This is a genomic window from Streptomyces sp. NPDC043176 (assembly GCF_056436715.1).
In genome coordinates this window covers 181612-204659 of record NZ_JBWKCA010000005.1, presented here as the reverse complement: position 1 = coordinate 204659, position 23048 = coordinate 181612, and the positions used below count along the sequence as shown (strand labels likewise).

Annotated in this window: 20 protein-coding genes; 10 read left to right on the top strand and 10 right to left on the bottom strand. The window is 74.0% G+C overall.

What is annotated here, in order from left to right; all coding sequences use genetic code 11:
- The first annotated feature begins 32 nt into the window (after nucleotides 1–32).
- Nucleotides 33–2471 (top strand): glycoside hydrolase family 3 protein, encoded by a 2439-nt coding sequence (locus tag AC067A_RS10190; RefSeq protein WP_478617190.1) that lies wholly within the window; start codon nucleotides 33–35, stop codon nucleotides 2469–2471.
- A 57-nt stretch (nucleotides 2472–2528) separates the two neighbouring features.
- On the opposite strand, the gene AC067A_RS10185 is transcribed toward AC067A_RS10190, so the two are convergent.
- Nucleotides 2529–3410, bottom strand: a complete 882-nt coding sequence (locus AC067A_RS10185; protein WP_478617187.1) for an SGNH/GDSL hydrolase family protein — start codon at nucleotides 3408–3410, stop codon at nucleotides 2529–2531.
- 259 nt (nucleotides 3411–3669) lie between these two features.
- Between AC067A_RS10185 and AC067A_RS10180 the strand changes: the two genes are divergently transcribed.
- Nucleotides 3670–4164, top strand: coding sequence for a DUF3145 domain-containing protein (locus AC067A_RS10180; RefSeq protein ID WP_033205972.1), 495 nt, complete (start codon nucleotides 3670–3672; stop codon nucleotides 4162–4164).
- Nucleotides 4165–4566: 402 nt separating this feature from the next.
- On the opposite strand, the gene fabF is transcribed toward AC067A_RS10180, so the two are convergent.
- The 5 genes from fabF to fasR form a co-directional block, all read right to left on the bottom strand.
- Nucleotides 4567–5829 (bottom strand): beta-ketoacyl-ACP synthase II, encoded by a 1263-nt coding sequence (fabF, locus tag AC067A_RS10175; RefSeq protein WP_478617184.1) that lies wholly within the window; start codon nucleotides 5827–5829, stop codon nucleotides 4567–4569.
- Between the two features lie 79 nt (nucleotides 5830–5908).
- Entirely contained in the window at nucleotides 5909–6157 is a 249-nt protein-coding gene (locus AC067A_RS10170; protein WP_376486879.1) for an acyl carrier protein, read from the bottom strand.
- 60 nt (nucleotides 6158–6217) lie between these two features.
- Nucleotides 6218–7249: a beta-ketoacyl-ACP synthase 3 gene (locus AC067A_RS10165; protein WP_478617179.1), complete on the bottom strand. Its 1032-nt coding sequence runs from the start codon at nucleotides 7247–7249 to the stop codon at nucleotides 6218–6220.
- Between the two features lie 18 nt (nucleotides 7250–7267).
- Entirely contained in the window at nucleotides 7268–8185 is a 918-nt protein-coding gene (locus AC067A_RS10160; protein ID WP_478617176.1) for an ACP S-malonyltransferase, read from the bottom strand.
- An 89-nt stretch (nucleotides 8186–8274) separates the two neighbouring features.
- Nucleotides 8275–9456: a fatty acid biosynthesis transcriptional regulator FasR gene (gene fasR, locus AC067A_RS10155; RefSeq protein WP_478617174.1), complete on the bottom strand. Its 1182-nt coding sequence runs from the start codon at nucleotides 9454–9456 to the stop codon at nucleotides 8275–8277.
- 71 nt (nucleotides 9457–9527) lie between these two features.
- On the opposite strand from fasR, the gene AC067A_RS10150 reads away from it, so the two are divergent.
- Nucleotides 9528–10253 carry a pirin family protein gene (locus AC067A_RS10150; RefSeq protein WP_478617172.1) on the top strand — a complete coding sequence of 242 codons (726 nt, stop codon included), beginning with the start codon at nucleotides 9528–9530 and terminating at the stop codon, nucleotides 10251–10253.
- A 4-nt stretch (nucleotides 10254–10257) separates the two neighbouring features.
- On the opposite strand, the gene AC067A_RS10145 is transcribed toward AC067A_RS10150, so the two are convergent.
- A complete protein-coding gene (locus AC067A_RS10145; protein WP_478617807.1) occupies nucleotides 10258–11499 on the bottom strand; it encodes a L,D-transpeptidase in 1242 nt (413 codons plus the stop codon).
- Nucleotides 11500–11714: 215 nt separating this feature from the next.
- Between AC067A_RS10145 and AC067A_RS10140 the strand changes: the two genes are divergently transcribed.
- The 5 genes from AC067A_RS10140 (at nucleotide 11715) to AC067A_RS10120 (ending at nucleotide 18412) form a co-directional block, all read left to right on the top strand.
- The gene (locus tag AC067A_RS10140; RefSeq protein ID WP_478617169.1) at nucleotides 11715–12902 is read left to right on the top strand and encodes a lipid II:glycine glycyltransferase FemX; all 1188 of its coding nucleotides are present in this window, start codon (nucleotides 11715–11717) and stop codon (nucleotides 12900–12902) included.
- Complete coding sequence (gene murJ, locus AC067A_RS10135; RefSeq protein ID WP_478617166.1) at nucleotides 12899–14485, top strand: murein biosynthesis integral membrane protein MurJ; 1587 nt, start codon at nucleotides 12899–12901, stop codon at nucleotides 14483–14485. Before AC067A_RS10140 ends, murJ begins: the two co-directional genes overlap by 4 nt.
- A 923-nt stretch (nucleotides 14486–15408) precedes the next feature.
- Complete coding sequence (locus tag AC067A_RS10130; protein ID WP_478617163.1) at nucleotides 15409–16095, top strand: response regulator; 687 nt, start codon at nucleotides 15409–15411, stop codon at nucleotides 16093–16095.
- 299 nt (nucleotides 16096–16394) lie between these two features.
- Complete coding sequence (locus AC067A_RS10125; RefSeq protein ID WP_478617161.1) at nucleotides 16395–17765, top strand: sensor histidine kinase; 1371 nt, start codon at nucleotides 16395–16397, stop codon at nucleotides 17763–17765.
- Nucleotides 17762–18412, top strand: coding sequence for a hypothetical protein (locus AC067A_RS10120; protein ID WP_478617159.1), 651 nt, complete (start codon nucleotides 17762–17764; stop codon nucleotides 18410–18412). The genes AC067A_RS10125 and AC067A_RS10120 overlap by 4 nt, the downstream gene beginning before the upstream one ends.
- Before the next feature lie 41 nt (nucleotides 18413–18453).
- Here the strand turns inward: AC067A_RS10120 and AC067A_RS10115 are convergent, their stop codons facing one another.
- Entirely contained in the window at nucleotides 18454–19281 is an 828-nt protein-coding gene (locus tag AC067A_RS10115) for a serine hydrolase domain-containing protein (RefSeq protein WP_478617156.1), read from the bottom strand.
- 51 nt (nucleotides 19282–19332) lie between these two features.
- On the opposite strand from AC067A_RS10115, the gene AC067A_RS10110 reads away from it, so the two are divergent.
- Both AC067A_RS10110 and AC067A_RS10105 read left to right on the top strand, forming a co-directional pair.
- Nucleotides 19333–19749, top strand: a complete 417-nt coding sequence (locus AC067A_RS10110) for a MerR family transcriptional regulator (protein ID WP_478617153.1) — start codon at nucleotides 19333–19335, stop codon at nucleotides 19747–19749.
- Nucleotides 19746–20768: an aldo/keto reductase gene (locus AC067A_RS10105; protein ID WP_478617151.1), complete on the top strand. Its 1023-nt coding sequence runs from the start codon at nucleotides 19746–19748 to the stop codon at nucleotides 20766–20768. Before AC067A_RS10110 ends, AC067A_RS10105 begins: the two co-directional genes overlap by 4 nt.
- Before the next feature lie 44 nt (nucleotides 20769–20812).
- Here AC067A_RS10105 and AC067A_RS10100 read toward each other — a convergent pair whose 3' ends face one another.
- Nucleotides 20813–22030 carry an acyltransferase family protein gene (locus AC067A_RS10100; RefSeq protein WP_478617148.1) on the bottom strand — a complete coding sequence of 406 codons (1218 nt, stop codon included), beginning with the start codon at nucleotides 22028–22030 and terminating at the stop codon, nucleotides 20813–20815.
- Entirely contained in the window at nucleotides 22027–23007 is a 981-nt protein-coding gene (locus AC067A_RS10095; protein WP_478617146.1) for an alpha/beta hydrolase, read from the bottom strand. The genes AC067A_RS10100 and AC067A_RS10095 overlap by 4 nt, the downstream gene beginning before the upstream one ends.
- Between the last annotated feature and the right edge of the window lie 41 nt (nucleotides 23008–23048).

The window sequence follows — 23048 nt, the reverse complement described above, 5'->3', positions numbered from 1 at the left end:
GGTCATCGGTACGTCAACGAGGAGGTACGGCCATGGCGGAGACCAGTGCGGAGACCGTGAGGAACGCGGCCGTCGAGGCGGCGCTCGGCAAGCTCGACCTGGACGCCAAGACGGGGCTGCTCGGCGGCCAGGACATGTGGTCCCTGCCCGCCCTGCCGGAGATCGGCCTGCGGTCCCTGGTCATGTCCGACGGCCCCATCGGTGTCCGCGGCGTCCGCTGGACCGCCGACGACCCGTCCGTCGCGCTGCCGTCCCCGACCGCGCTCGCCGCCGCCTGGGACCCGGCGCTCGCCCGCCGGGCCGGCCGCCTCCTCGCCCAGGAGGCCCGCCGCAAGGGCGTCCACGTCCTCCTCGCGCCCACGGTCAACCTGCACCGCACCCCGCTCGGCGGCCGCCACTTCGAGGCCTACAGCGAGGACCCCTTCCTCACCGGAGCCGTCGGCACCGGTTACGTCCAGGGCGTCCAGGACGGCGGCGTCGGCACCACCGTCAAGCACTTCGTCGCCAACGACGCCGAGACCGACCGCTTCACCGTCGACAACAAGGTCGCCCCGCGCCCGCTCCGCGAGGTCTACCTCGCCCCCTTCGAGGCCATCGTCAGGAACGCCCACCCCTGGGGCATCATGACCGCCTACAACCAGGTCAACGGCGTGACGATGACCGAGCACCGGTACCTCGTGAACGAGGTCCTGCGCGGCGAGTGGGGCTTCGACGGCTACAACGTCTCCGACTGGATGGCCGCCCGCTCCACCACCGGCGGCATCGAGGGCGGCCTCGACGTCGCCATGCCCGGCCCCGACACCGTCTACGGCGCGGCCCTCGCCGCCGCCGTCCGCGCCGGCGAGGTCGAGGAGTCCGCCGTCGACGCCGCCGTGCGCAACGTCCTGCGGCTCGCCGCCCGCGTCGGCGCCCTCGAAGGCGCCCCGCCGGTCGTCACCGAACCCCCGGCCCCGATCGACGGCGACGCCCTCGCCCGCGAGATCGCCCGCCGCGGCTTCGTCCTCGTACGCAACGAGAACGCGACCCTGCCCCTCGCGGCCGGCCGTACCGTCGCCCTCTCCGGCGCCGCCGCCCGCGACGCCCGCGTCCTCGGCGGCGGCTCCGCACAGGTCTTCCCCGACCACGTCGTCTCCCCGCTCGACGGCCTCACCGCCGCCCTGCCCGACGGCGCGCTCACCTTCACCGTCGGCGCCGACCCCAGCGAGGAACTCGCCCCCGCCGAGCAGGGGTTCACCCTCCGCGCCCGCTGCCGCGACGCCGAGGGCCGGCTCCTCGGCGAGGGCTCCCTGCCCAACGGCCAGGTCCAGTGGATCGGCGACGACCTGCCGGCCGGAGTCACCCACGAGACCCTCGCCTCCATCGAGGTCGTCGGCACCTACACCCCGCGCGAGAGCGGCGAGCACTCCTTCGGCACCCGCGGCCTCGGCGCCTTCACCCTCTCCGTCGCCGGCGAGACCGTCTTCGACGGCGTCCAGGCGATGGGCCCCGAGACCGACCCCTTCGAGGCCTTCTTCGGCTCCCCGGTCGAGCGCGCCAAGGTCGCCCTCACCGCCGGCGAGACCGTCGAGGTCTCCCTCCTGCACACCCTCGACAAGGAGTTCGCGGCCCCGCTGCCGGCCGTCATGTTCTCCTTCGTCCACCTCGGTCCGCGCCGTGACCCCGACGAACTGATCGCCGAAGCCGTCGAAGCCGCCCGCGCCGCCGACACCGCCGTCGTGGTCGTCGCCACCACCGAGCGCGTCGAGTCCGAGGGCTTCGACCGCAAGGACCTCGCCCTCCCCGGCCGCCAGGACGACCTCGTACGGGCCGTGGCCGCCGCCAACCCGAACACCGTCGTCGTGGTCAACGCGGGCTCCCCGGTCGAACTGCCCTGGCGCGAGGACGTGGCCGCGATCCTCCTGAGCTGGTTCCCCGGCCAGGAGGGCGGCGCCGCCCTCGCCGACGTCCTCACCGGCGCCGAGGAGCCCGGCGGCCGCCTCCCCACCACCTGGCCCGTCGCCCTCGCCGACGCCCCCGTCACCGAGGTCACCCCCACCGGCGGCGAACTCGACTACGCCGAGGGAGTCTTCGTCGGCTACCGCGCCTGGGACAAGGCCGGCGCCGTCCCCGCGTACCCCTTCGGCCACGGCCTCGGCTACACCACCTGGTCGTACGACTCCCTGAGCGCGGCCCCGGACACGGTCACCGTCCGCGTCACCAACACCGGCGGCCGCCCCGGCCGCGAGGTCGTGCAGGTCTATCTCGCCCCCGTGTCCGACGCCGTGGAGCGGCCGGTCCGCTGGCTCGCCGGCTTCGCGAGCGTCGAGGCCGCCCCCGGCGAGAGCGTCGAGGCCGTGATCGCGCTGCCCCGCCGCGCCTTCGAGATCTGGGACGAGGAGAAGAACGACTGGACCCTCGTCACCGGCGCCTACGAGGTCGTGGCCGCCCACTCCCTCGCGGACGCCCGCCTGACGACCGCCCTCGACATCTGATCCCGGGCGTCCTCACGACCGGCCCCGGGGCGGCACCTGACAACCGCCCCGGGGTCCTCACTCCTTCGTGATCCGCCGGTACGCGAGTTCCGCGAGCCGCGCCTGCCCGTCCCTGCTCGGATGGAACCAGTCCCAGGGGCTCAACTGACCGCCGCCGAACCGGAAGCCGAAGACCGCCCCGCCGTCGTACCGGCAGCGCGCGTCCCCGGCGCAGACCTCCTCCAGGACCCGGTTGTACGCCACCACCCGGTCCCGCACCTCGGCCCGCCGCCGCTCCGCCGCGGGACCGAGGTCCTCGGCGTCCGCGAGCATCGAGCCGCAGATCCCCAGCTTCCACACCTGGACGCCGACCGGGCTGACCCGCCCCGTCGACCACAGGTGCCGCAGGTCGGGCACGCTCGACACGTACACCTGCGCCTTCGGCGCTCCCGCCCGCAGCCGGGCCAGCGCCGTCTCGAAGGAGGCACGGAAGTCGGCGACCGGGGTCATGAGGGCGGGCGTGGGCCGGCAGGCGTCGTTCGCGCCCATCATCACCGTCACCAGCTCGGGCTTCTCCGCCGCCGCCCCCGCCATCTGCTCCGGCAGCTCCGCCATCCGGGCGCCCGTCCGTGCCAGGTTCCAGCTGTGGGTGGCCACCTTCGCCGGGCCGAGCAGCCGCAGCGCCAGACTGTTCACCGCCGCGTCCGTCCCGGTCGCCCAGGACGCCTCGGGGCAGTCCGCCAGGACCGAACAGGCGTCGAAGGCGCGGGTGACGGAGTCGCCGACGGCCGCCACGGAGGCGGGGGAGACGTCCCACAGGGGCGCCGCCTTCGGAACCGGTCTCGCCGCGGGGGCCTTCGCCACCGGCTCCCCGGCCGTGCAGCCGCCGAGTGCTCCCGCGCACAGCAGCGCCGCCGTCGCGGCCGCGGCAGCGGTACGGAATCGGCGTCGGCCACGCATCCCCGGCCCCTCCTTCGGCGTCCTCGCGAGTGAAAGCTTCGTGTCCACCCGCCCCCGGACCGACCGTACGTCACACCGATGCCGGTGCGGCACGGTAGCTTTTCCCCCGTCGAACCAGAGGCGTCTTTGCCGACCGGCTCCGGTAAATTACATCACGTCACTTCCTGTCCCCTTTTTGGCGGTTTGTGACGTTTTACTCCTGATGCTGTTTACTGAGGCCGCTGGGAAAGGCGAACCTCGTCCCACACTGGAGGTCCCGGTGACGACACGTGGAGTCCTGTACGTACACTCCGCACCGCGCGCGCTCTGCCCGCACGTCGAATGGGCGGTGGCGGGCGTCCTCGGTGCGAGGGTCCAGCTCGACTGGATCCGCCAGCCGGCGTCCCCCGGCACCTGGAGAGCCGAGTTCTCCTGGCAGGGCCAGACCGGCACCGCCTCCAAACTCGCCTCCGCGCTGCGCGGCTGGCAGATGCTCCGCTTCGAGGTCACCGCGGAACCCTGCCCCACCGCCGAGGGCGAGCGCTACAGCGCCACCCCCGACCTGGGCATCTTCCACGCCGTCACCGGCATGCACGGGGACATCCTGATCCCCGAGGACCGGCTCCGGGCCGCCCTCGCGCGCTCCCTGCAGGGCGAGACCCAGCTGGAGGCCGAGGTCGCCAAACTCCTCGGCAAGCCCTGGGACGACGAGCTGGAACCCTTCCGGTACGCGGGCGAAGGCGCCCCCGTCCGCTGGCTGCACCAGGTCGTCTGACGGGCCCTCACCGACACGCTGTGGATTCCGCCCGGGGCGCGGGGGGCGCGCCGGAGGGGAACGCGTGACACGTGACGGCGTGACACGTGACGGTGTGTCCGGTGCCCTGTTCGGTGCCGCGACGGTCTTCACAGCGGCCGGAGTCCTCGGCGGCTCCTGGCCCACGGGCCGGGCGGCCCTCGTCTGCGCCCTCGTGTGCGCCGCCCTGGGAGCCACGCTCCTCGCCACCCGGCACGGCCGCCGCACCGCCCCGCAGATCCAGGACGCGGTGCCGCTCCCGCCCCCCGGCACCGACGACACCGCCGCCCGCGCCCCGATACGACGGACGCCGGGACCCGCGCCCCGGACACGCGAATGGCCCACCCCCGTCCGGGGGTGGGCCATTCGCGTGTCAGCGGTGGGTCAGACGGTACGGAACGCCAGGACGACGTTGTGGCCGCCGAAGCCGAAGCTGTTGTTGATCGCGGCGATGGTGCCCTGGGGCAGCTCGCGGGGCTCGCCGCGGACGATGTCCGCCTCGACGTCGGGGTCGAGTTCGTCGACGTTGATCGTCGGCGGGGCGAGGCGGTTGTGGAGCGCCAGGACGGTGGCGACGGTCTCGATGCCGCCGGCGCCGCCGAGGAGGTGGCCGGTCATCGACTTGGTCGCGGAGATCGCGACGTGGTCGAGGTCGTCGCCCAGGACCTTCCGCAGCGCCTTGATCTCGGCGACGTCACCCTGCGGCGTCGACGTGGCGTGCGCGTTGAGGTGGACGACCTCGGACGGCTTGAGGTCCGTCGAGTCGAGCAGGTTCTGCATCGCGGCGGCGATGCCCCGGCCGGTCGGCTCGGGCTGCGCGATGTGGTGGCTGTCGGCCGACAGACCCTGGCCGAGGACCTCGCAGTAGATGCGCGCGCCGCGCGCCTTCGCGTGCTCCTCGGACTCCAGGATCACGACGCCCGCGCCCTCGCCGAGCACGAAACCGTCACGGCCGGTGTCGTACGGGCGGGAGGCCTTCGTCGGCTCGTCGTTGTTCTTGGACATCGCCATCATGTTGGCGAAGGCGGCGATCGGCAGCGGGTGGATCGCGGCCTCGGTACCGCCGGCGATGACCACGTCGGCACGGCCGGTGCGGATCATCTCGACGGCGTAGCCGATCGCCTCGGCACCCGACGCGCACGCGGAGACCGGGGTGTGGACGCCCGCCCGGGCGTTCACCTCCAGACCCACGTTGGCGGAGGGGCTGTTGGGCATGAGCATGGGCACGGTGTGCGGGGAGACGCGGCGGACGCCCTTCTCCTTCAGCACGTCGTACTGGTCGAGCAGCGTGGTGACACCGCCGATGCCGGACGCGATGACGGAGCCGAGCCGCTCGGGCACGACCTTCTCGTCCTCGCCGGCCGGGGCGGTGAAGCCCGCGTCGGCCCACGCCTCGCGGGCCGCGATCAGCGCGAACTGCGCCGAGCGGTCCAGCTTGCGGGCCAGCGGGCGGGGAAGGACGTCACCGGGGTCGACGGCGGCCGTCGCGGCGATCTGCACGGGCAGTTCGGCGAACCGCTCGCCCTCCAGGGGCTTGACGCCGGAGCGTCCCGCGAGCAGACCTTCCCAGGTCGACGCGGAGTCGCCACCCAGCGGTGTGGTTGCGCCGATACCGGTAACGACCACGGTGCGATTGGTCGAGTTCACAGGAATTCGTTCTCCATGTGTGTGATGGTCGGAATACGGCGCCACCGCGGGGTGGCGGACCGAGTCAGCAGGGGCCGAATCAGGCCTGGTGCTTCAGGATGTAGTCGGCAGCGTCGCCCACGGTCTTGAGGTTCTTGACGTCCTCGTCCGGGATCTTGACGTCGAAGCGCTCTTCGGCGGCGACGACGACCTCGACCATGGACAGCGAGTCGACGTCCAGGTCGTCGGTGAAGGACTTGTCCAGCTGGACGTCCTCGACCGGGATGCCCGCGATCTCGTTGACGATCTCGGCGAGGCCTTCGACGATCTGGTCCTGGGTGTGAGCCATAGTGGCGCTCCTTCTTGCGGTTACTTCGGTAAAAGGGGGGCTTCCGGACGGATCCGGTGCCTAGGGGAGGGTAACGACCGTCGCGGCGTACACGAGACCCGCCCCGAAGCCGATGACGAGCGCGGTGTCGCCGCTCTTCGCCTGCCCGGTCGCCAGGAGCCGCTCCATGGCGAGCGGGATCGAGGCGGCCGAGGTGTTGCCGGTGGTCTCCACGTCACGGGCGACCGTGACGTGCTCCGGCAGCTTCAGAGTCTTCACCATCGAGTCGATGATCCGCATGTTCGCCTGGTGCGGGATGAAGACGTCGAGGTCGTCCGCCGAGATGCCGGCGGCGTCGAGCGCCTGCTGGGCGACCTTCGCCATCTCGAAGACGGCCCAGCGGAAGACCGCCTGGCCCTCCTGCGTGATGGCGGGGAACTTGACCTCGCCCTGCTCGTTGAGCGGCAGCTTCGAGACGTCGTCCACGCGGAAGTCGTTCCACGGGACGGTCTGCTTGATCGTCTCGGACTTGTCGCCCTCGGAACCCCAGACGGTCGGGCCGATGTGCGGCTCGTCCGAGGGGCCGACGATCACGGCACCGGCGCCGTCGCCGAACAGGAAGGCCGTCGCACGGTCCTCCAGGTCGGTCAGGTCGCTGAGCCGCTCCACGCCGATGACCAGGACGTACTCCGCCGAACCCTCGACGATCATGCCCTTGGCGAGCGTCAGGCCGTAGCCGAAGCCCGCGCAGCCGGCGGAGATGTCGAACGCGGCCGGCTTGCCCGCGCCCACCTTGTCGGCGATCTCGGTGGCGACGGCCGGAGTCTGCTTGAAGTGCGAGACCGTGGAGACGATCACGGCACCGATCTGCTCGGCGGTGATGCCGGCGTCCGCGATGGCCTTGCCCGAGGCCTCCACCGACATCGCGGTGACGGTCTCCTCCGGCGAGGCCCAGTGGCGGGTGGAGATGCCGGAGCGCGAGCGGATCCACTCGTCGGACGAGTCGATCTTCTCGAGGATCACCTCGTTCGGCACGACCCTGGTGGGGCGGTAGCCGCCGACACCGAGGATCCGCGCGTACGGGGCGCCCTTGCTGGGCTTGATCTTCGACATGCTTCTCGACACTCCTTGTCAGACGGCCGCGTGCTCAGCGATGAGCGTACGGGCCGCGTCGAGGTCGTCGGGAGTCTTGAGGGCGACGGTGGCCACGCCCGGCAGGGCGCGCTTGGCGATGCCGGTCAGGGTGCCTCCGGGGCACACCTCGATCAGCGCCGTGGCACCGAGCTCCTGGAAGGTCTCCATGCACAGGTCCCAGCGGACCGGGTTCGCGACCTGGCCGACCAGACGGGCCACGACCTCGGCGCCGTCGGTGACGACCTGCCCGTCCTTGTTGGAGACGTAACGGGTGGCCGGGGCGGCCGGGGACAGCCGCGCCGCGGCCTCCTCCAGCTTCGCCACGGCCGGAGCCATGTGATGCGTGTGGAAGGCGCCGGCGACCTTGAGCGCGACGACCCGGCGGACGCCCTCGGGCTTGTCCGCCTCCAGGGCGGCCAGCTGCTCCAGGGTGCCGGCGGCCACGATCTGGCCGGCGCCGTTCACGTTGGCCGCGGTGAGGCCGAGCTTCTCCAGATGCGGGACGGTCACCTCGGGGTCGCCGCCGAGCAGCGCGGACATGCCGGTCGCGGTGATCGCGGCGGCCTCGGCCATCGCGAGCCCGCGGGTCCGCACGAGGCGCAGCGCGGCGGTGTCGTCGAGCACGCCCGCGAACGCGGCGGCGGTGAACTCGCCGACACTGTGGCCGGCGACGACGCCGGGCGACACGTCGCCGAGCGCCGCGGCCGACAGCAGGCCGGCGGCGACGAGGAGCGGCTGCGCCACGGCGGTGTCACGGATCTCGTCCGCGTCCGCCTTCGTGCCGTAGTGGGCGAGGTCGAGCCCGATGGCGTCGGACCAGGCCGCGATGCGGTCGGCGGCGCCGGGGAGTTCGAGCCAGGGAGTCAGGAAGCCGGGCGTCTGAGCGCCTTGGCCGGGAGCGACGAGTACGAGCACCCTCACACTCTCTCTTGCGGACGGCTCCCGGCGCCCGTGGGGACAAGGACGAAGAACCGTCGGGGGAATTGTTGGTCTTCGACAAAAGTCTAGGACTGCGGATCTCCGTCAGCCAAGCGCCCCAGGATGAGGGCGATGCGCAGGGTGAAGGCCGAGCGCACGTCGGAGGGCGACCAGCCGGTGACGTCGGTCACACGTCGGAGCCGGTAGCGCACGGTGTTCGGGTGGACGAAGAGCATCCGGGCCGCGCCCTCCAGGCTGCTCGCCTGCTCCAGGTAGACACTGAGGGTTTCCAGCAGCGCCGAGCCCGCCTCCTCCAGCGGTCTGTAGATCTCCTCCACCAACTGTTCGCGCGCCGAAGGGTCGGAGGCGATCGCGCGCTCCGGGAGGAGATCGTCCGCCAGAACGGGGCGGGGAGCGTCCTGCCACGCCGAACACGCCTTGAGGCCGGCCGCCGCGGCCTGCGCGGAGCGGGTCGCCGCGAGCAGGTCGGGAACGACGGGACCGGCCACGACGGGACCCGCCGCGTACGGCCCGATCAGCGCCTTCGCCACGGCCAGCGGATTGTCGTTGCCGCCCGCGATGACGACGAGGCGGTTGCCCAGGACCCCGGTGAGGACCTGGAGCTTCGCGTGCCGCGCGGCACGCCGGATCGCCTCCACCGTGAGCTCGCTGTCCCCGTCGGGGGCGGTGCCCAGGACCACGCACACATGGTCGGGCGAGTTCCAGCCGAGCGCGGCGGCCCGGGAGACGGCGCCCTCGTCGGCCTCGCCCGAGAGCACCGCGTTCACCACGAGCGACTCCAGGCGCGCGTCCCACGCGCCCCGGGCCTCGGCGGCCTGCGCGTACACCTGGGCGGTGGCGAAGGCGATCTCCCGGGCGTAGACGAGGAGGGCCTCACGGAGCACGGACTCGTCGCCGGGGGCGGCGACCTCCTCGATCGCCGACTCCATGACCTCGATCGTGGTGCGGACCATCTCCACGGTCTGCCGCAGCGTGATCGCCCGGGTCAGCTCGCGGGGCGCGGTGCCGAAGACGTCCGTCGAGATCGCCTGCGGCGTCTCGGGGTGCCGGAACCACTCGGTGAACGCGGCGATACCGGCCTGGGCGACCAGGCCGATCCACGACCGGTTCTCGGGCGGCATCGCGCGGTACCAGGGCAGCGTCTCGTCCATGCGGGCGATGGCCCCGGCGGCGAGCCGACCGGAGGACTGTTCGAGGCGCTTCAGGGTCGCAAAGTGCGGATGGGCGGCGTTCACGGGTTCTGGCACGGGGACAAGACTGCCTTATCGGGACGCCGGCATGCGGGGTCGGGGCGGGTTCGCCCCCGGCGACGGCTACGGTGGCCACCGTGATACGCATCCAGCGCGCGGCCGAGCGGTACGCCGGGGGCGACCCGGCGGCCGGCATCGAAACCCGGCACGCCTTCTCCTTCGGGCCCCACTACGACCCGGACAACCTCCGCTTCGGCGCGCTCCTCGCCTGCAACGAGGAGCGGCTCGCGCCCGGCGCCGGCTTCGACGAGCACCCCCACAGCCACACGGAGATCGTGACGTGGGTCTCGGAGGGCGAACTCACCCACCACGACTCCGTCGGCCACCGGACGGTCGTCCGCCCCGGCGACCTCCAGCACCTCCGCTCCGCCGGCGGCGTCCGGCACGTCGAGCGCAACGACGCCGGCGTCCCCCTCGTCTTCGTCCAGATGTGGCTGGCCCCGCTGACGCCCGGCGGGGAGCCCTCGTACGGGGTGGTGCGCGGGCTCGGGGATGCGTACGACCTGCCGGCGGCGGACGCCCGGCTGCACGTCCACCGCCTCGGGCCGGGCGACCGGTCCGCCGTACCGGACGCCGATCTCGTCTACGTCCATGTGGTCCGGGGGCGCGTGCGCCTCGGCCGCGGGGAGCGCGCCGAGGCGCTCGGCCCCGGCGACGCGGCCCGCCTCACCGACGCCGGCGACCTCGAACTGGCCGCGGCGCACGACGCGGCCGCGGCGACCGCCACGGAGGGCACGGCCGGCGCGGAGGTGCTGGTCTGGGAGATGCGGGACGGGCGCAAGGCCCTGGGCTGAGGCGTCAGCGCAGGGCGCTCTTCGCCCGCCACTGCGCCCAGTTCAGGTTCCACGCCCCGTAGCCGTTGCCCTCGGCGACGACGCCCTTGGTCTCGGCGCCCTTGATCTCGAAGGGGTCGCCGACGTTCACCGAGGCGTAGAACGAGGCCGCGTCCTCCTTGCTCATGCCGATGCAGCCGGAGCTCTTGTTGGCGCTGCCGAAGTAGGCCGCGTTCCACGGGGCCGCGTGGGCGTACATGCCCGACCAGGTCAGCCGCATCGAGTAGTCGACCATCTTGTCGTAGGCGTCGCCGAGTCCGACGGTCTCCGAGTTCATGTTGATGGTGCCCTCCTTCGCCATCAGGACGGCCGTGCCGCGCCAGGACCGCTTGTCGCCACCGGGGGTGCCGCCGGAGACCGGGATGGTGCGGACCGTGCGTCCGTCCCGTACGACGGTCAGCCGGTGGGCGTCGAGGTCGACCCTGACGATCTGCGAGGCGCCGACGGTGAAGCCGGTGCGGTAGTCGCGCACGAACCAGCCGCCGCCGGAGTCGGTGCCGTTCAGGTCGGCTTGCAGGGTGACCTTCGTGCCCGGCTTCCAGTACTCCTTGGGACGCCAGTCGGCCCGGTCGCGCCCCGAGTGGTCCTTGATCCAGCCCCAGGAGCCCTCGGTCGCGTTCGAGGTGGTGACCTTGAGCTGCCGTTCCACGTCGGCCTTCCGTGTCACCGGCAGGTCGAAGACGATCGACAGCGGATGTCCGACGCCCACGGTGGTGTTCTTGCCGGGGGCGAGCGTCAGCTTGTTGACCTTCTCCGGCTCGGGGGTGGTGAAGGAGGACCGGGTCGTGGACTCCGCGCCGTCGCCGGTACGGGAGGTCACCTCCACCGTGTACGAGGTCCCCGGCACCGCCTTGCGGTCCGACACCCAGCTCGTACCGCCCGCGCCCGTACGGCCCTTGAGCGTTCCGCCCTCCGCGTCGACGACCCGCACCGCGGCGATCGTGCCGCCCGACGCGTTCACGGTCACGGGACTCCCGGCCGCCGGGGACACGACCGTCACCTTCGCCACGGGCGCCGCGGAACCGTGGTCCCGCGCCCCCGACCGGCCGCCGCCGTCCGCGGCCTGCGCCGTGCAGGCGGTGAGCGAGGCGACGAGCGCGACGGCCGCGAGGCCGGGACCGGCGGAGCGCGTACGGGCCGAACGCGTGTCGGCGGAACGAGCAGGGGCGGAACGCGTATCGGTGGAACGCGGACGGCGTGTGCGTATCGGCAGCACGGAAGACCTCCGTGGAGAGGGGAGAAGGGCGGGATGTCCGGACTGTAGGTCGGCCGCGGCGCCCGCGGGGCGCCGGACGGCCATGTGACAAGGGCTGCGGCGCAACGGTCACGGTCCGGTCACATACGACGCGCCGCCCCGTCGAATTCGGCTGTGAGCCTGCTGTGCGCCCCACCACCGAGGGGCGGAACCAGGAGGCTCCCGTTGTGTCCGCTCTGCTCGTGACGGCCGCACCCACCGACCGCCGCGCCCCCGCCGGCCCGGTCAGGATCGGCCCCGTGACCCCCGAGGTCCACCGCGCGTTCCTCGCCTCCCGGGCCGGGGCGGACGGGCCCAGCTTCCTCCAACTGCCCTCCTGGGCGCAGGTGAAGGACGGCTGGTGCCACCAGCTCGTCGGCTGGGGACCCGAGTCCGGCGGCCTCACCGGCGTCGCCCTCGTCCTCCTGCGTCCCTTCCCCGGCACCCGCAAGTACTTCGCGTACCTCCCCGAAGGGCCCGTCGCCGACTGGGCCGACCCGGACCTCGACGGCTGGCTCGGACCGCTCCTCGGCCATCTGCGGGCCTCCGGCGCCTTCGCCGTCCGCATCGGGCCCGGACCCGCCTACCGCCGGTGGAACGCCGCCACCCTCAAGGCCCGCACCGGAAGCGGGCGCCGACTGGCCGACGTGCTCGCCGACGAGGTCGACCCGCTCGGCACCGTCGTCGCCGACCGGCTCAGGGCCCGCGGCTGGCGCCGCTGCGGCGGCGACTCCGGGGACGGCGCCGACGCCCAGCCCCGGCACGTCTTCCAGGTCCCCCTCACCGGCCGCTCCGCCGACGACCTCTGGGCCGGCCTCAACCAGGAATGGCGGCGCAACGTCCGCAGGGCCCGCAAGTCCGGCGTCGAGATCACCGTCGGCTCCGCCGCCGACCTCCCCGAGTTCCACCGGCTGCTCCGCGTCACCGAGGAGCGCGACGGCTTCCGCCTCGGCCGCTCCCTCGCCTACTACGAGCGCCAGTACGCCGTCCTCAACGCCGAACGTCCCGGCCGCATGAGGCTCTACCTCGCCCGCCACGAGGGCGAGGTGCTCGCCGCCCACACCATGATCACCGTCGGCGGGCGCGTCTGGTACCAGACCGGCGCCTCGGCCGACCACCGCCGCGAGGTCCGCCCCTCCAACGCGCTCCAGTGGCGCATGATGCTCGACGCCCACGCCGCCGGCGCCGCCGTCTACGACCTGCGCGGGGTACCCTCCACCCTCGATCCCGACGACCGCGCCCACGGGCTCCTGCGCTGGAAGCTCGGCACGGGCGGACAGGTCGTCGAGACCCTGGGGGAGTGGGAGATTCCGATGCCGGGCACGACCAACCAGGCGCTCTTCCGCGCCTTCCAGGCCTATCTGGCCCGCCGATGACCGCCACGCTCACCGCGGCACCCGCCGGGCCGAAGTCCTCGGTCCTCCGCAGCGGCGCGCTCATGGCCGCCGGCTCCCTCGTCTCCCGCGCCACCGGCTTCGCCCGCGCCTCCGTCGTCGCCGCCGCCCTCGGCGCCGGATACGTCGCCGACGGCTACGCGGTCGGCAACTCCGTCCCCACCATCGTCTACATGCTGCTGCTCGGCGGCGCCCTCAACGCCGTCTTCGTCCCCGAACTGGTCAAGGCCGCCAAGGAACACGAGGACGGCGGCGTCGCCTACACCGACCGCCTCCTCACCCTCTGCGCGCTCGCCCTCACCGCCCTGACCGCCGCCGCGGTCGTCGCCGCGCCCCTGATCGTCGACGTCTACACCGACTACACGGGCACGCAACGCGAGATGACCCTCGCCTTCACCCGCGCCTGCCTGCCGCAGATCCTCTTCCTCGGACTGTTCACGCTCCTCGGCCAAGTCCTCAACGCCCGCGGCCGGTTCGGCGCCATGATGTGGACCCCCGTCCTCAACAACGTGGTCGTCGTCGCCGTCTTCGCCCTCTTCCTCGCCGTCAGCGACGGCGGCACCCTCACCCCCGGCGAGACCGCGCTCCTCGGCTGGGGCACCACCGTCGGCATCGCCCTCCAGGCCCTCGCCCTCGTCCCCTCGCTGCGCGCCGCCGGCTTCCGCTGGCGCCCCCGGCTCGACTGGCGCGGCAGCGGCCTCGCCGCCCCGCTGCGCTCGGCCGGCTGGCTCGTCCTGCTCGTCCTCACCAACCAGGCCGCCTACTGGGTCACCACCTGGCTCGCCACCTCGGCCGGCTCCCTCACCTCCGGCGGCTCCGGCCTCGCCGCGTACAACAACGCCTACCTGCTCTGGACCGTCCCGCACGGCATCGTCACCGTCTCCCTCGTCACCGCCCTGCTGCCCCGCATGAGCGCGGCGGCCGCCGACGGCGACCTCGCCGGCGTCCGCCGGGACGTCTCCCACGCCCTGCGCACCAGCGCGGTCGCGATCGTCCCCGCCGCGTGCGCGCTCCTCGCGCTCGCCGTACCGCTGATGACCCTCGTCTTCCGGTACGGCGCCACCACCGGCGACGACATCCGCTCCATGGCCTGGATCCTCATGGCCTTCGCGCCCGGCCTCGTCGCCCTCTCCGGCCAGTACGTCTGCACCCGCGCCTTCTACGCCCTCCGCGACACCCGCACCCCCTTCCTCCTCAACCTCGTCATCGCCGGGCTCAACGCGGGCCTCTCCCTCGCCGCCCACCACCTCCTCCCGCCCCACTGGGCCGTCGCCGGCATGGCCGCCGGCTACTCCCTCGCCCTCTGGGCCGGCTGGGCCCTCACGGCGTACGTCCTCCGGAGCCGACTGCGCGGCACGCCCTCCGGCGGTACGGCGCCCGCCCTCGCGCGGCTGCTCCTCGCCGCGGTGCCGGCCACCGGGTACGCCCTCTTCGCCGTCGACCTCACCGACGCGGCCGGCCCCCTCGTCTCCGGCCTCGCCGGCGCCCTCGCCCTCCTCACCACCCTCGCCCTCCTCACCCCCCTCCACCTCACCCCCCTCCCCTCCCTCCGCCCCCGCCGCTAACCCATCCCTACCGAGCCCCGCGCCCATGCCCCCCGTGCCCAGGCCCCCCCCGCGTGCCCGCGCCCACCGCCGACTGGGCCCACCGCCGGCTGGACCCGCGTCCGCTGCCGGCTGGGCCCGCGCCCGCCGTCGTGTGGGGCCCGCGCCCGCTGCCGTGTGGGCCCCCGCCACCGGGTACCCCCGGCTGCCGGGTGCGCCCCCCGCCGCCGAGCACCCCCGGCCGCCGGGTGCCCCGGCCGACTGCCGGTCCATCCCGCGCCCGCCGCACCCGTGAGCCGGGCCCGCCCCCCGCCCGGGCTGTCGCCCACCGCGGTGTGGGCCTTCGCCCGCTGCCGTGTGGACCCGCACCCACTGCCGTGTGGGCCGTCGCCCCACCGCCGTGTGGGCAATCGTCCCGCTGGGCGGGACGGGTGGGCACACGGGACGGCGCGCCTTGGCGGCGCCTCCGCCCCTTGCGCCTGGACCCGCACCGGTGGTGCACCGAGCAAAGGGTGCGGGTGCAGGCGCGGAAGCCTGGGCCCGGCAGGGGGCGCCGTCCGTTGTGCCCACCCGTTCCGCCCCAGCGGAACGATTGCCCACAACGGGCGGGGCGCAGCCCGCAACGGGCGGGGCGCGGCCCACAACGTGGGGGCGAGGGCGCAGCCCGGGGGCGGGCGCCGCCCCAGCGGAACGGTGGCCCACAACGGGGTGGGCGGAGGCGCGGGGGCGGGCGCCGCCCCAGCGGAACGGTGGCCCACAACGGGGCGGGCGGAGGCCCGGGGGTGGGCACCGCGCCGGCGGAACGACCGCCCACGACGGAGGGACTTGGGCACCGCCCAGCGGACCGGCGCCCACAACACGGGGCGCGGCCCGCAACAAGGGGGACGGCCCGCAAGGGGACCGCCCCCGCCAGGACTCGTCATCGACCTTGGGATACTCCAGACATGCCCCGCGTGCTGCTGATAGAAGACGACCCCTCCGTCAGGGAGGGCGTAGAGCTCGGCCTCCGCCGCCGCGGCCACGACGTCCGCACCGCCCCCACGGGCGAGGCGGGCCTGGCCGCACTGGGCGAGTTCAGGCCGGACCTGCTGCTGCTCGACCTGATGCTGCCGGGGATGAACGGCGTGCAGGTCTGCCGCCGGGTGAGGGAGAGCAGCCAGCTGCCGATCATCATGCTCACGGCCCGCGGGGACGACTTCGACGTGGTGGTCGGCCTGGAGGCGGGGGCGGACGACTACATCGTGAAGCCGGCCCGTACGGAGGTCATCGAGGCGCGGATACGGGCGGTGCTGCGGCGCATCGAGGAGCCGGGGCCGGGCGGCCGGTCGGCCGTCGAGTTCCACGGGGAGCTGGCGATCGACCGCGCGGGACTGACCGTCGCGAAGGCGGGTGAGCGTGTCGCGCTGGCGCCCTCGGAGCTGAAGCTGCTGCTCCATCTGACGGCCGCGCCCGAGCAGGTCTTCAGTCGGCAGCAGCTCCTGGAACACGTCTGGGAGCACAGCTACCACGGGGACGCCCGGCTGGTCGACGCCTGCGTCCGCCGACTGCGGAACAAGATCGAGGACACCCCGGGCGAGCCCCGCTACATCCAGACCCTGCGGGGCTTCGGCTACCGCTTCGGCCCGCTGTGAAGGCCTGCGTGAGCCCGGAGCCGGGTCCGGAGCCCGAGGCACGGGCGGGCGCGGGGAGGCCCGCGATACCCGGCCAGCCCGGGGCCACTGGCGCGCCCGGGGACACCAGACCCGGCAGGGACACGAGACCCGGCAGGCACACGGCGGCACCGGCAACACCGGCGGCACCAGCGACACCGACGGCACCGGCCCCCCCGACCGCCCCCCGCCGCCGCGCCAGGCCCCGCACTCCCCGCCTGCGCCCGCACCCCTTCGGACTGCGGACACGGCTGGTCCTGGCGTTCCTGCTGGTCGCGGCCGTGGGCTGCGGCACGACCGCCGCGCTGACGTACCGGGCCGCGCGGAACGCCGTCCTGGAGCAGACGCAGGACACGGCGGTCTCCGCGTTCCGCGAGCAGGTGGACGCGCTGGGCATCACGCTGCCGGTGGACGCCGATTCGCTGCGGGACTCGTTGATGCTGATCGCGCGTCAGGGCAAGCCGCGCCCCTGGCGGGTCTACGCCGAGTACGGCACCGTCCGGGTCTCCTCGACCGACCGCCCCACGTCCTCCGTGGTCACACCCGAACTGCGGGCCCGGGCGACGGCGCGGACGGCCACGGCGCACGGCAGCTTCCAGCGGGTGGTGAAGAACGGCACGCCGTATCTGACGATGGCGGTCCCGGCGGTCTTCCGGACCCATGCGACCGAGGGGGCGGCCCAGCCCACGGGCCTCGTCTTCTACGCCGTGATGGAGCTCGACGAGGAGGAGGCCAGCATCGAGGCCATGGTCGAGGCCGCCCGGGACGGCGCCCTGCCCGCACTCGCCGTCGCCCTGATCCCGGCGCTGATCGCCGCGCGCGGGGTGCTGCGCCCCGTACGGGAGCTGCGCCACGCGGCCCACAGCATGGGGCGCGGCCGGCTGGACACCCGTATCCACGCCAAGGGGCGCGACGAACTCGCTGACCTCGCCCGCACGTTCAACGAGTCCGCGGCGGCGCTGGAACGTTCCGTCGCCGAGCTCCGGGACGCCGAGGCGAGGGCCCGCCGCTTCGCCTCGGACGTCTCGCACGAACTGCGCACCCCGCTCGCCGGCATGCTCGCGGTCACCGAGGTCCTCGACGAGGACGCTGGTCTCCTCGACACCGACACGGCCCGAGCGGTCCGTCTGATCAGCTCCGAGACCGGCAAGCTCGCCGTGCTCGTCGAGGACCTGATGGAGATCTCCCGCTTCGACGCCCGTGCCGCCGAGCTGAATCCGGACGAGGTCGACGCCGCCGACTGCGTGCGCAAGACCCTCCAGCACCGGCACTGGACGGATCCGGCGCAGGTCGTCACGTATCTCGACGAGGGCATCAGGGCCCGTCTCGACCCGCGCCGCTTCGACGTCGTCGTCGCCAACCTCGTCGGCAACGCGCTGCGGCACGGCGCGGCGCCGGTGACCGTGCGGCTGTACGCCGAGGGGGACCTGCTCGTGACGGAGGTCGCCGACCGGGGACCCGGCATCCACCCGGACGTCCTGCCGCACGTCTTCGACCGCTTCTACAAGGCCGACCGGGCCCGTACCCGCTCGGCGGGCAGCGGTCTGGGGCTGGCGATCACCCTGGAGAACGTGCGCCTGCACGGCGGCACCGTGGAGGCCGCCGACGATCCCGCGGGCGGCGCGGTCTTCACCGTGCGGATGCCGCTGTGAGCCGCCGGACGGTCGCGAGGCTCCGGACGGTCGCGAGGCTCCGGACGGCCGCAGCGGCCCTGCTCGGCATCGTGTCGCTCGCCGCCTGCGGCATCCAGGAGACCGACGTCGTCGAGGCGGGTGGCGCCGCGACCGTCGCCGTCCACCCCGCGCCCGGCGGCAACCGGGTGGTGCTCTACTTCCTCGGGCCGGACGGCGGGACGCTGCCGGCCGTGCGCGACCTCGACGGGCCGTTCTTCGACTCGACGGCCGTCCCCGGTCCGGGGTCCACCCCGGACCACGCCGACGGCAGCGGTACGGGCACGGACGGGCGTCCCGGCACCGGGCGGAACGCGCGGATCCTGACCGACAAGGTGCTCGCCATGCTCGTGAACGGCCCGAGCGCCGGGGAGGCGGCCGTGGGGATGACCACCGACCTTCCCCGCGCCGGGTCCGCCCCGCACGCCGAGGCGGACACGTCCGAGGAGGTCGCCGAGGGCCGCCGCCACCTGCGGCTGAGGTCCCCGTTCCCCGTCGGGGACCTGACGGACGCGGCCGTCCAGCAGCTGGTCTGCACGACCGTCTACGCGGAGGACCCGGCGGGGCTGGTCGAGGTGTCCCTGCTCGGCCCCGACGGGGCCCTCCCCGCGGCCCGCTGCGAGGCCTGAACCGGCGCCCGGCGGCCGTCCCCGGCCCAGCGGGCGCCGGCTCAGCGGGCGCGCAGCTCCGCCAGGACCGCGTCCGTGAAGGGCGGCCACGCCTCGACCGCCCACGGCCCGAAGGGCCGGTCGGTGAGGGCGACGCAGGCGGCGGCCGCGTCCGGGTCGATCCACAGGAAGGTGCCGGCCTGCCCGAAGTGCCCGAAGGTGCGCGGCGAGGACGTGGCGCCCGTCCAGTGCGGCGACTTGGAGTCGCGGATCTCGAAGCCGAGGCCCCAGTCGTTCGCCTTCTGGCGCCCGTAGCCGGGCAGGATGCCGGTGAGGCCGGGGTACGTGACGGTCATCGCGTCCAGGACGGTCCGGGCGTCGAGCAGCCGCGGGGCCTGCACCTCTGCGGCGAACCGCACGAGGTCGTCCACGGTCGACACGCCGTCCTTCGCGGGCGAGCCCTCCAGCGTCGTCGACGTCATGCCGAGCGGCTCGAGGACCGCTTGGTGCAGGTACTCGGCGAAGGGGATGTCGGTCGCCTTGGCGACGTGGTCGCCGAGCGCCTCGAAGCCGGTGTTGGAGTAGATCCGGCGGGTGCCGGGCGCGGCCATGACCCGGTTCTCGTCGAAGGCGAGCCCGGAGGTGTGGGCGAGCAGGTGGCGGACGGTCGAGCCCTCGGGCCCGGCGGGTTCGTCGAGGTCGATCGCCCCCTCCTCGTACGCGACGAGGACGGCGTACGCCGCGAGCGGCTTGGTGACGGAGGCCAGCGGGAAGCGCTGCCCGGTGGGGCCGTGGGACCCGGCCACGGTGCCGTCCGCGCGGACGACGGCGGCCGCCGCGGTGGGGACGGGCCAGTTCTCGATCGACGCCAGGCTCGGCAAGCTGCTCATGGCGCCGAGCCTACTTGCTTCGAGTGCACTCCAACGTTTTAGCGTGGGGGCATGAGCGTGATCGCGAGCACGGACCCGCGGACGAGCGGCACCCGGGCGCACTACACCATCAGCGAGGTCGCCGCCCTGACCGGCCTCTCGGCGCACACCCTGCGCTGGTACGAGCGGATCGGCCTGATGCCGCACGTCGACCGTTCGCACACCGGCCAGCGCCGGTTCACCGAGCGTGACCTCGGCTGGCTCGCCTTCGTCGGCAAGCTGCGGCTGACCGGGATGCCGGTCGCCGACATGGTCCGTTACGCCGAGCTGGTCCGCGAGGGCGACCACACCCGTGACGAGCGGCGCGAACTCCTGGAGACCACGCGGCGCGACGTCCTCTCCCGGATCACCGAGCTCCAGGACACGCTCGCCGTGCTCGACATCAAGATCGGCCATTACGGCACTGCATGCGGAGGCACATCTTCATGACCAGCGTGACCAGGATCGACACCGTCCGGCTCGGCCAGGACGGCCCCGAGATCGGCGTCCAGGGCTTCGGCGCCATGGGCATCAGCGAGTTCTACGGCGACACCGACGAGGCAGCGGCCCGCGACACGCTCGACGCGGCCCTGGAGGCCGGCGTCACCCTCATCGACACCGCCGACATCTACGGCAGCGGCGCCAACGAGGAGTTCCTCGCACCCTTCCTCGCCGCCCACCGCGACGAGGTCGTCCTCGCCACCAAGTTCGCCATCGAGCGGCGCGCCGACGACCCGACCCACCGGGGCGTCCGCAACGACCCCGCGTACATCAGGAAGGCCGCCGAGGACAGCCTGCGGCGCCTCGGCATCGAGACCATCGACCTCTACTACATGCACCGCCGCGACCCGGGGGTCCCCTTCGCCGAGTCCGTCGGCGCGATGGCCGAGCTCGTCCAGGAGGGCAAGGTCCGCCACCTGGGCCTGAGCGAGGTCACCGGGCCCGAGCTGCGCGAGGCCCACGCGGTCCACCCGATCGCCGCCCTCCAGTCGGAGTGGTCGCTGTTCTCCCGGGACGTCGAGCGCAGCGCCGTCGCCGCCGCCGCCGAGCTCGGAGTGACCTTCGTGCCGTACTCGCCGCTCGGCCGGGGCTTCCTGACCGGGGCGTTCGCCGACGCGTCGAAGGACCTTCCGGGCGGCGACTACCGCGCCCACCAGCCCCGCTTCACCGGCGAGAACGCCGAGCGGAACGCGGCCCTCCTCGACCCGGTCCGCAAGATCGCCGCCGCGCACGGGGCGACCCCGGCCCAGATCGCCCTCGCCTGGGTCCACCACCGGGCCTCCGTCCACGGCCTCACGGTCGTCCCCATCCCCGGCACCCGCAAGCGCTCCCGCCTCCTGGAGAACGCGGCCGCCACCCGCATCACCCTCACCGCCGCCGAACTGGCCGAACTGGAGCCGATCGCCGGCCTGGTGGCAGGGGACCGCTACCCGGACATGAGCCACACGGCCGTACACCGGGAGGTCTGAGCCGCGCCGCGCCCGCCCCACGCGCCCCGTGGGGCGGGGCCGGATCACGCGAGCCCCAGGGCGAAGACCGCGAAGCCCGCCGCGAGCAGCCCCGCCGCGGTGCGGCGGGCCGGGCCGGACTTCGCCCACGGGGACTCGAAGCCCCGCGCGTACCGCCCGACGAGGACGAGGAGCCCGGCGAAGACCGGCATCCAGGCCAGCCGGGCCAGGATCCAGCCGACCGAGTCGGGCGCCCCGACGAGCCCGGGGACCTCTCCGAGGTACGAGGCCGGGATCGCCGCCGTCAGCATGGCGGTCTGGTGCCAGCACAGGATCGTCATCGCCGACAGGTTGACGATCACGACGGGTGCCCACAGCGCGGGCCGCCTCAGGAACCGGCCGAGCCGGTCGCGGAGCAGGATCGCCGCGCCGCTCTGCGCGGCGGCCAGGGCCAGCACGAGCAGCGACGGCGGGTGCGAGTTGGTGCGGGCCTCGCCGGGGACGCCGACCATCGACGCCGGGTAGCCGAAGAACACCAGGAGGGCGGCGAACAGCGCGGCCCCGCCGAGCAGCAGCGCCCAGGCGTGGCGCCGGGTGACCCGGCCCTCGCCCCACGAGACGCCGAGCTGATAGGCGAAGAGCCAGCCGGGCAGGATGTTCAGCAGGCCCAGCCAGGACGGCACGGCGTCCGCGTACGGCCCGTACCGCAGGAAGTCGACGACGGCCACCGAGCCGAGCAGCGGCGCCGCGGCCCGGACACCGAGCCTGCGGGCGGCCCGCACGCAGTACGGGGTGAGCGCGGTGACCACCGTGTACACGCCGACGAACCACAGCGGCTGGATCACCAGCGTCGACGCCGTCCGCAGGGTGTCCACCGGCACCCCGACGCCGAAGTGGAGCAGCGGGAGCAGCGCCGCCCACACGGCGGTGACCCCGAGCACCGGACGGCCCAGCCGGGCCAGCCGGCCCTTCAGCCACGCGCCCGTGGAGCCCTCGCGGCGCCGGTACGACAGGACCGAGGCGTAGCCGCCGACGAGGAAGAAGATCCCCAGCATCTGCAGGATCCAGCTGACCGGGGCGAGCCCGCCGAAGGTGCCCAGCGGGCTGGCGTTGTGGATGGCCCCGTCGGCGGAGAGCGTGAACCCGCCGAGCAGCCAGTGCCCGGTCGGCACGGCGAGCAGCGCGAGGGCGCGGAGTCCGTCGATCGCCCGGTCGCGGTGCGCGGGCGTACCGGACTCGATCCTCGATGCCGTCCTGCGGGCCGGTGTCGTCAGCATGCTCATCGGACGTCCCCCTCGGCGATCGCGGCGAAGGCGCGCAGCGAGCCGGTGCCGGCCGCGAAGTAGCCGCCGTGGCCCACGGCGTCGTCGGCCGGGATCCGGCGGGCCCCGAAGTCCGGGTCGGTGGGGTCGGCGCCGTGTCCGAGCCCCGCGAACTCGACGTTCGGGATCCGGTCGATCCAGTCGGTGGGGTCCTTCGCGGCCCAGACCCGGGCGGAGGTGCCGAGCTCGGCGACGTTCTCCGCGCGCATCCCGGGGGAGCCGAGGACGACGAGGTCCTCGGCCTTCAGGCCGTGGGCGGCGAGACCGCAGACGACGGAGCCGTAACTGTGGCAGAACACCGACGGTTCGGCCGCGCCGACGGCCGCGAGACCGTCCGCGAACCGGGTCAGCCGGTCCGCCCCGGCCTCCGCGAGCCGGCCGGTCGCCGCGTCGAGGCCGACCCCGACGGGGGTCGTGTACCCGGCCCAGGCGACGACCGCCGTGCGGCCGCCGGTCGCCCGGTGCAGCGCGGTCGCCATGTCCGCGAGCGGCCGGACGTGTCCGGCGTCGACGTCGGACCCGGGCACGATCACGGCCACGTGCTCCGCCCGCGCCAGGTCCCCGTACACCAGGGCCACCTTCCCCCGGCCGCGCGGATCGTGGGCGAGCACCCTCGCCCCGCCGAACTCCCCTCGTCCGGAACGCTCGTTGGCCTCGTACCGCAGCTCCAGCGGCGCACCGTCCAGGTTCCCGACCACCGCCGGGTACGTCCGGGCCAGTTCCCTCTGTCGTACGGGGGTCAGGCCCGCGAAGTACCGCGCCACCTCGGCCGGCCCCGTCCGCTCCGGGTCCGGCAGCCCCGCCGCCCGCCACGCCCCGGTCCCGGCCGGCGGCCCCGTCACGACCTGCTGGGCGTTCCCGGACGCCCAGCCGGCCGTCCCCGCTATCGCGGTGGCCACCAGGGCCACGGTGGTCAGGGTCCTCGCAAAGCGGCGCATGGGGTCGCCCTCCCTCTCCGGTACTCGCTCGTTCGTCGGCG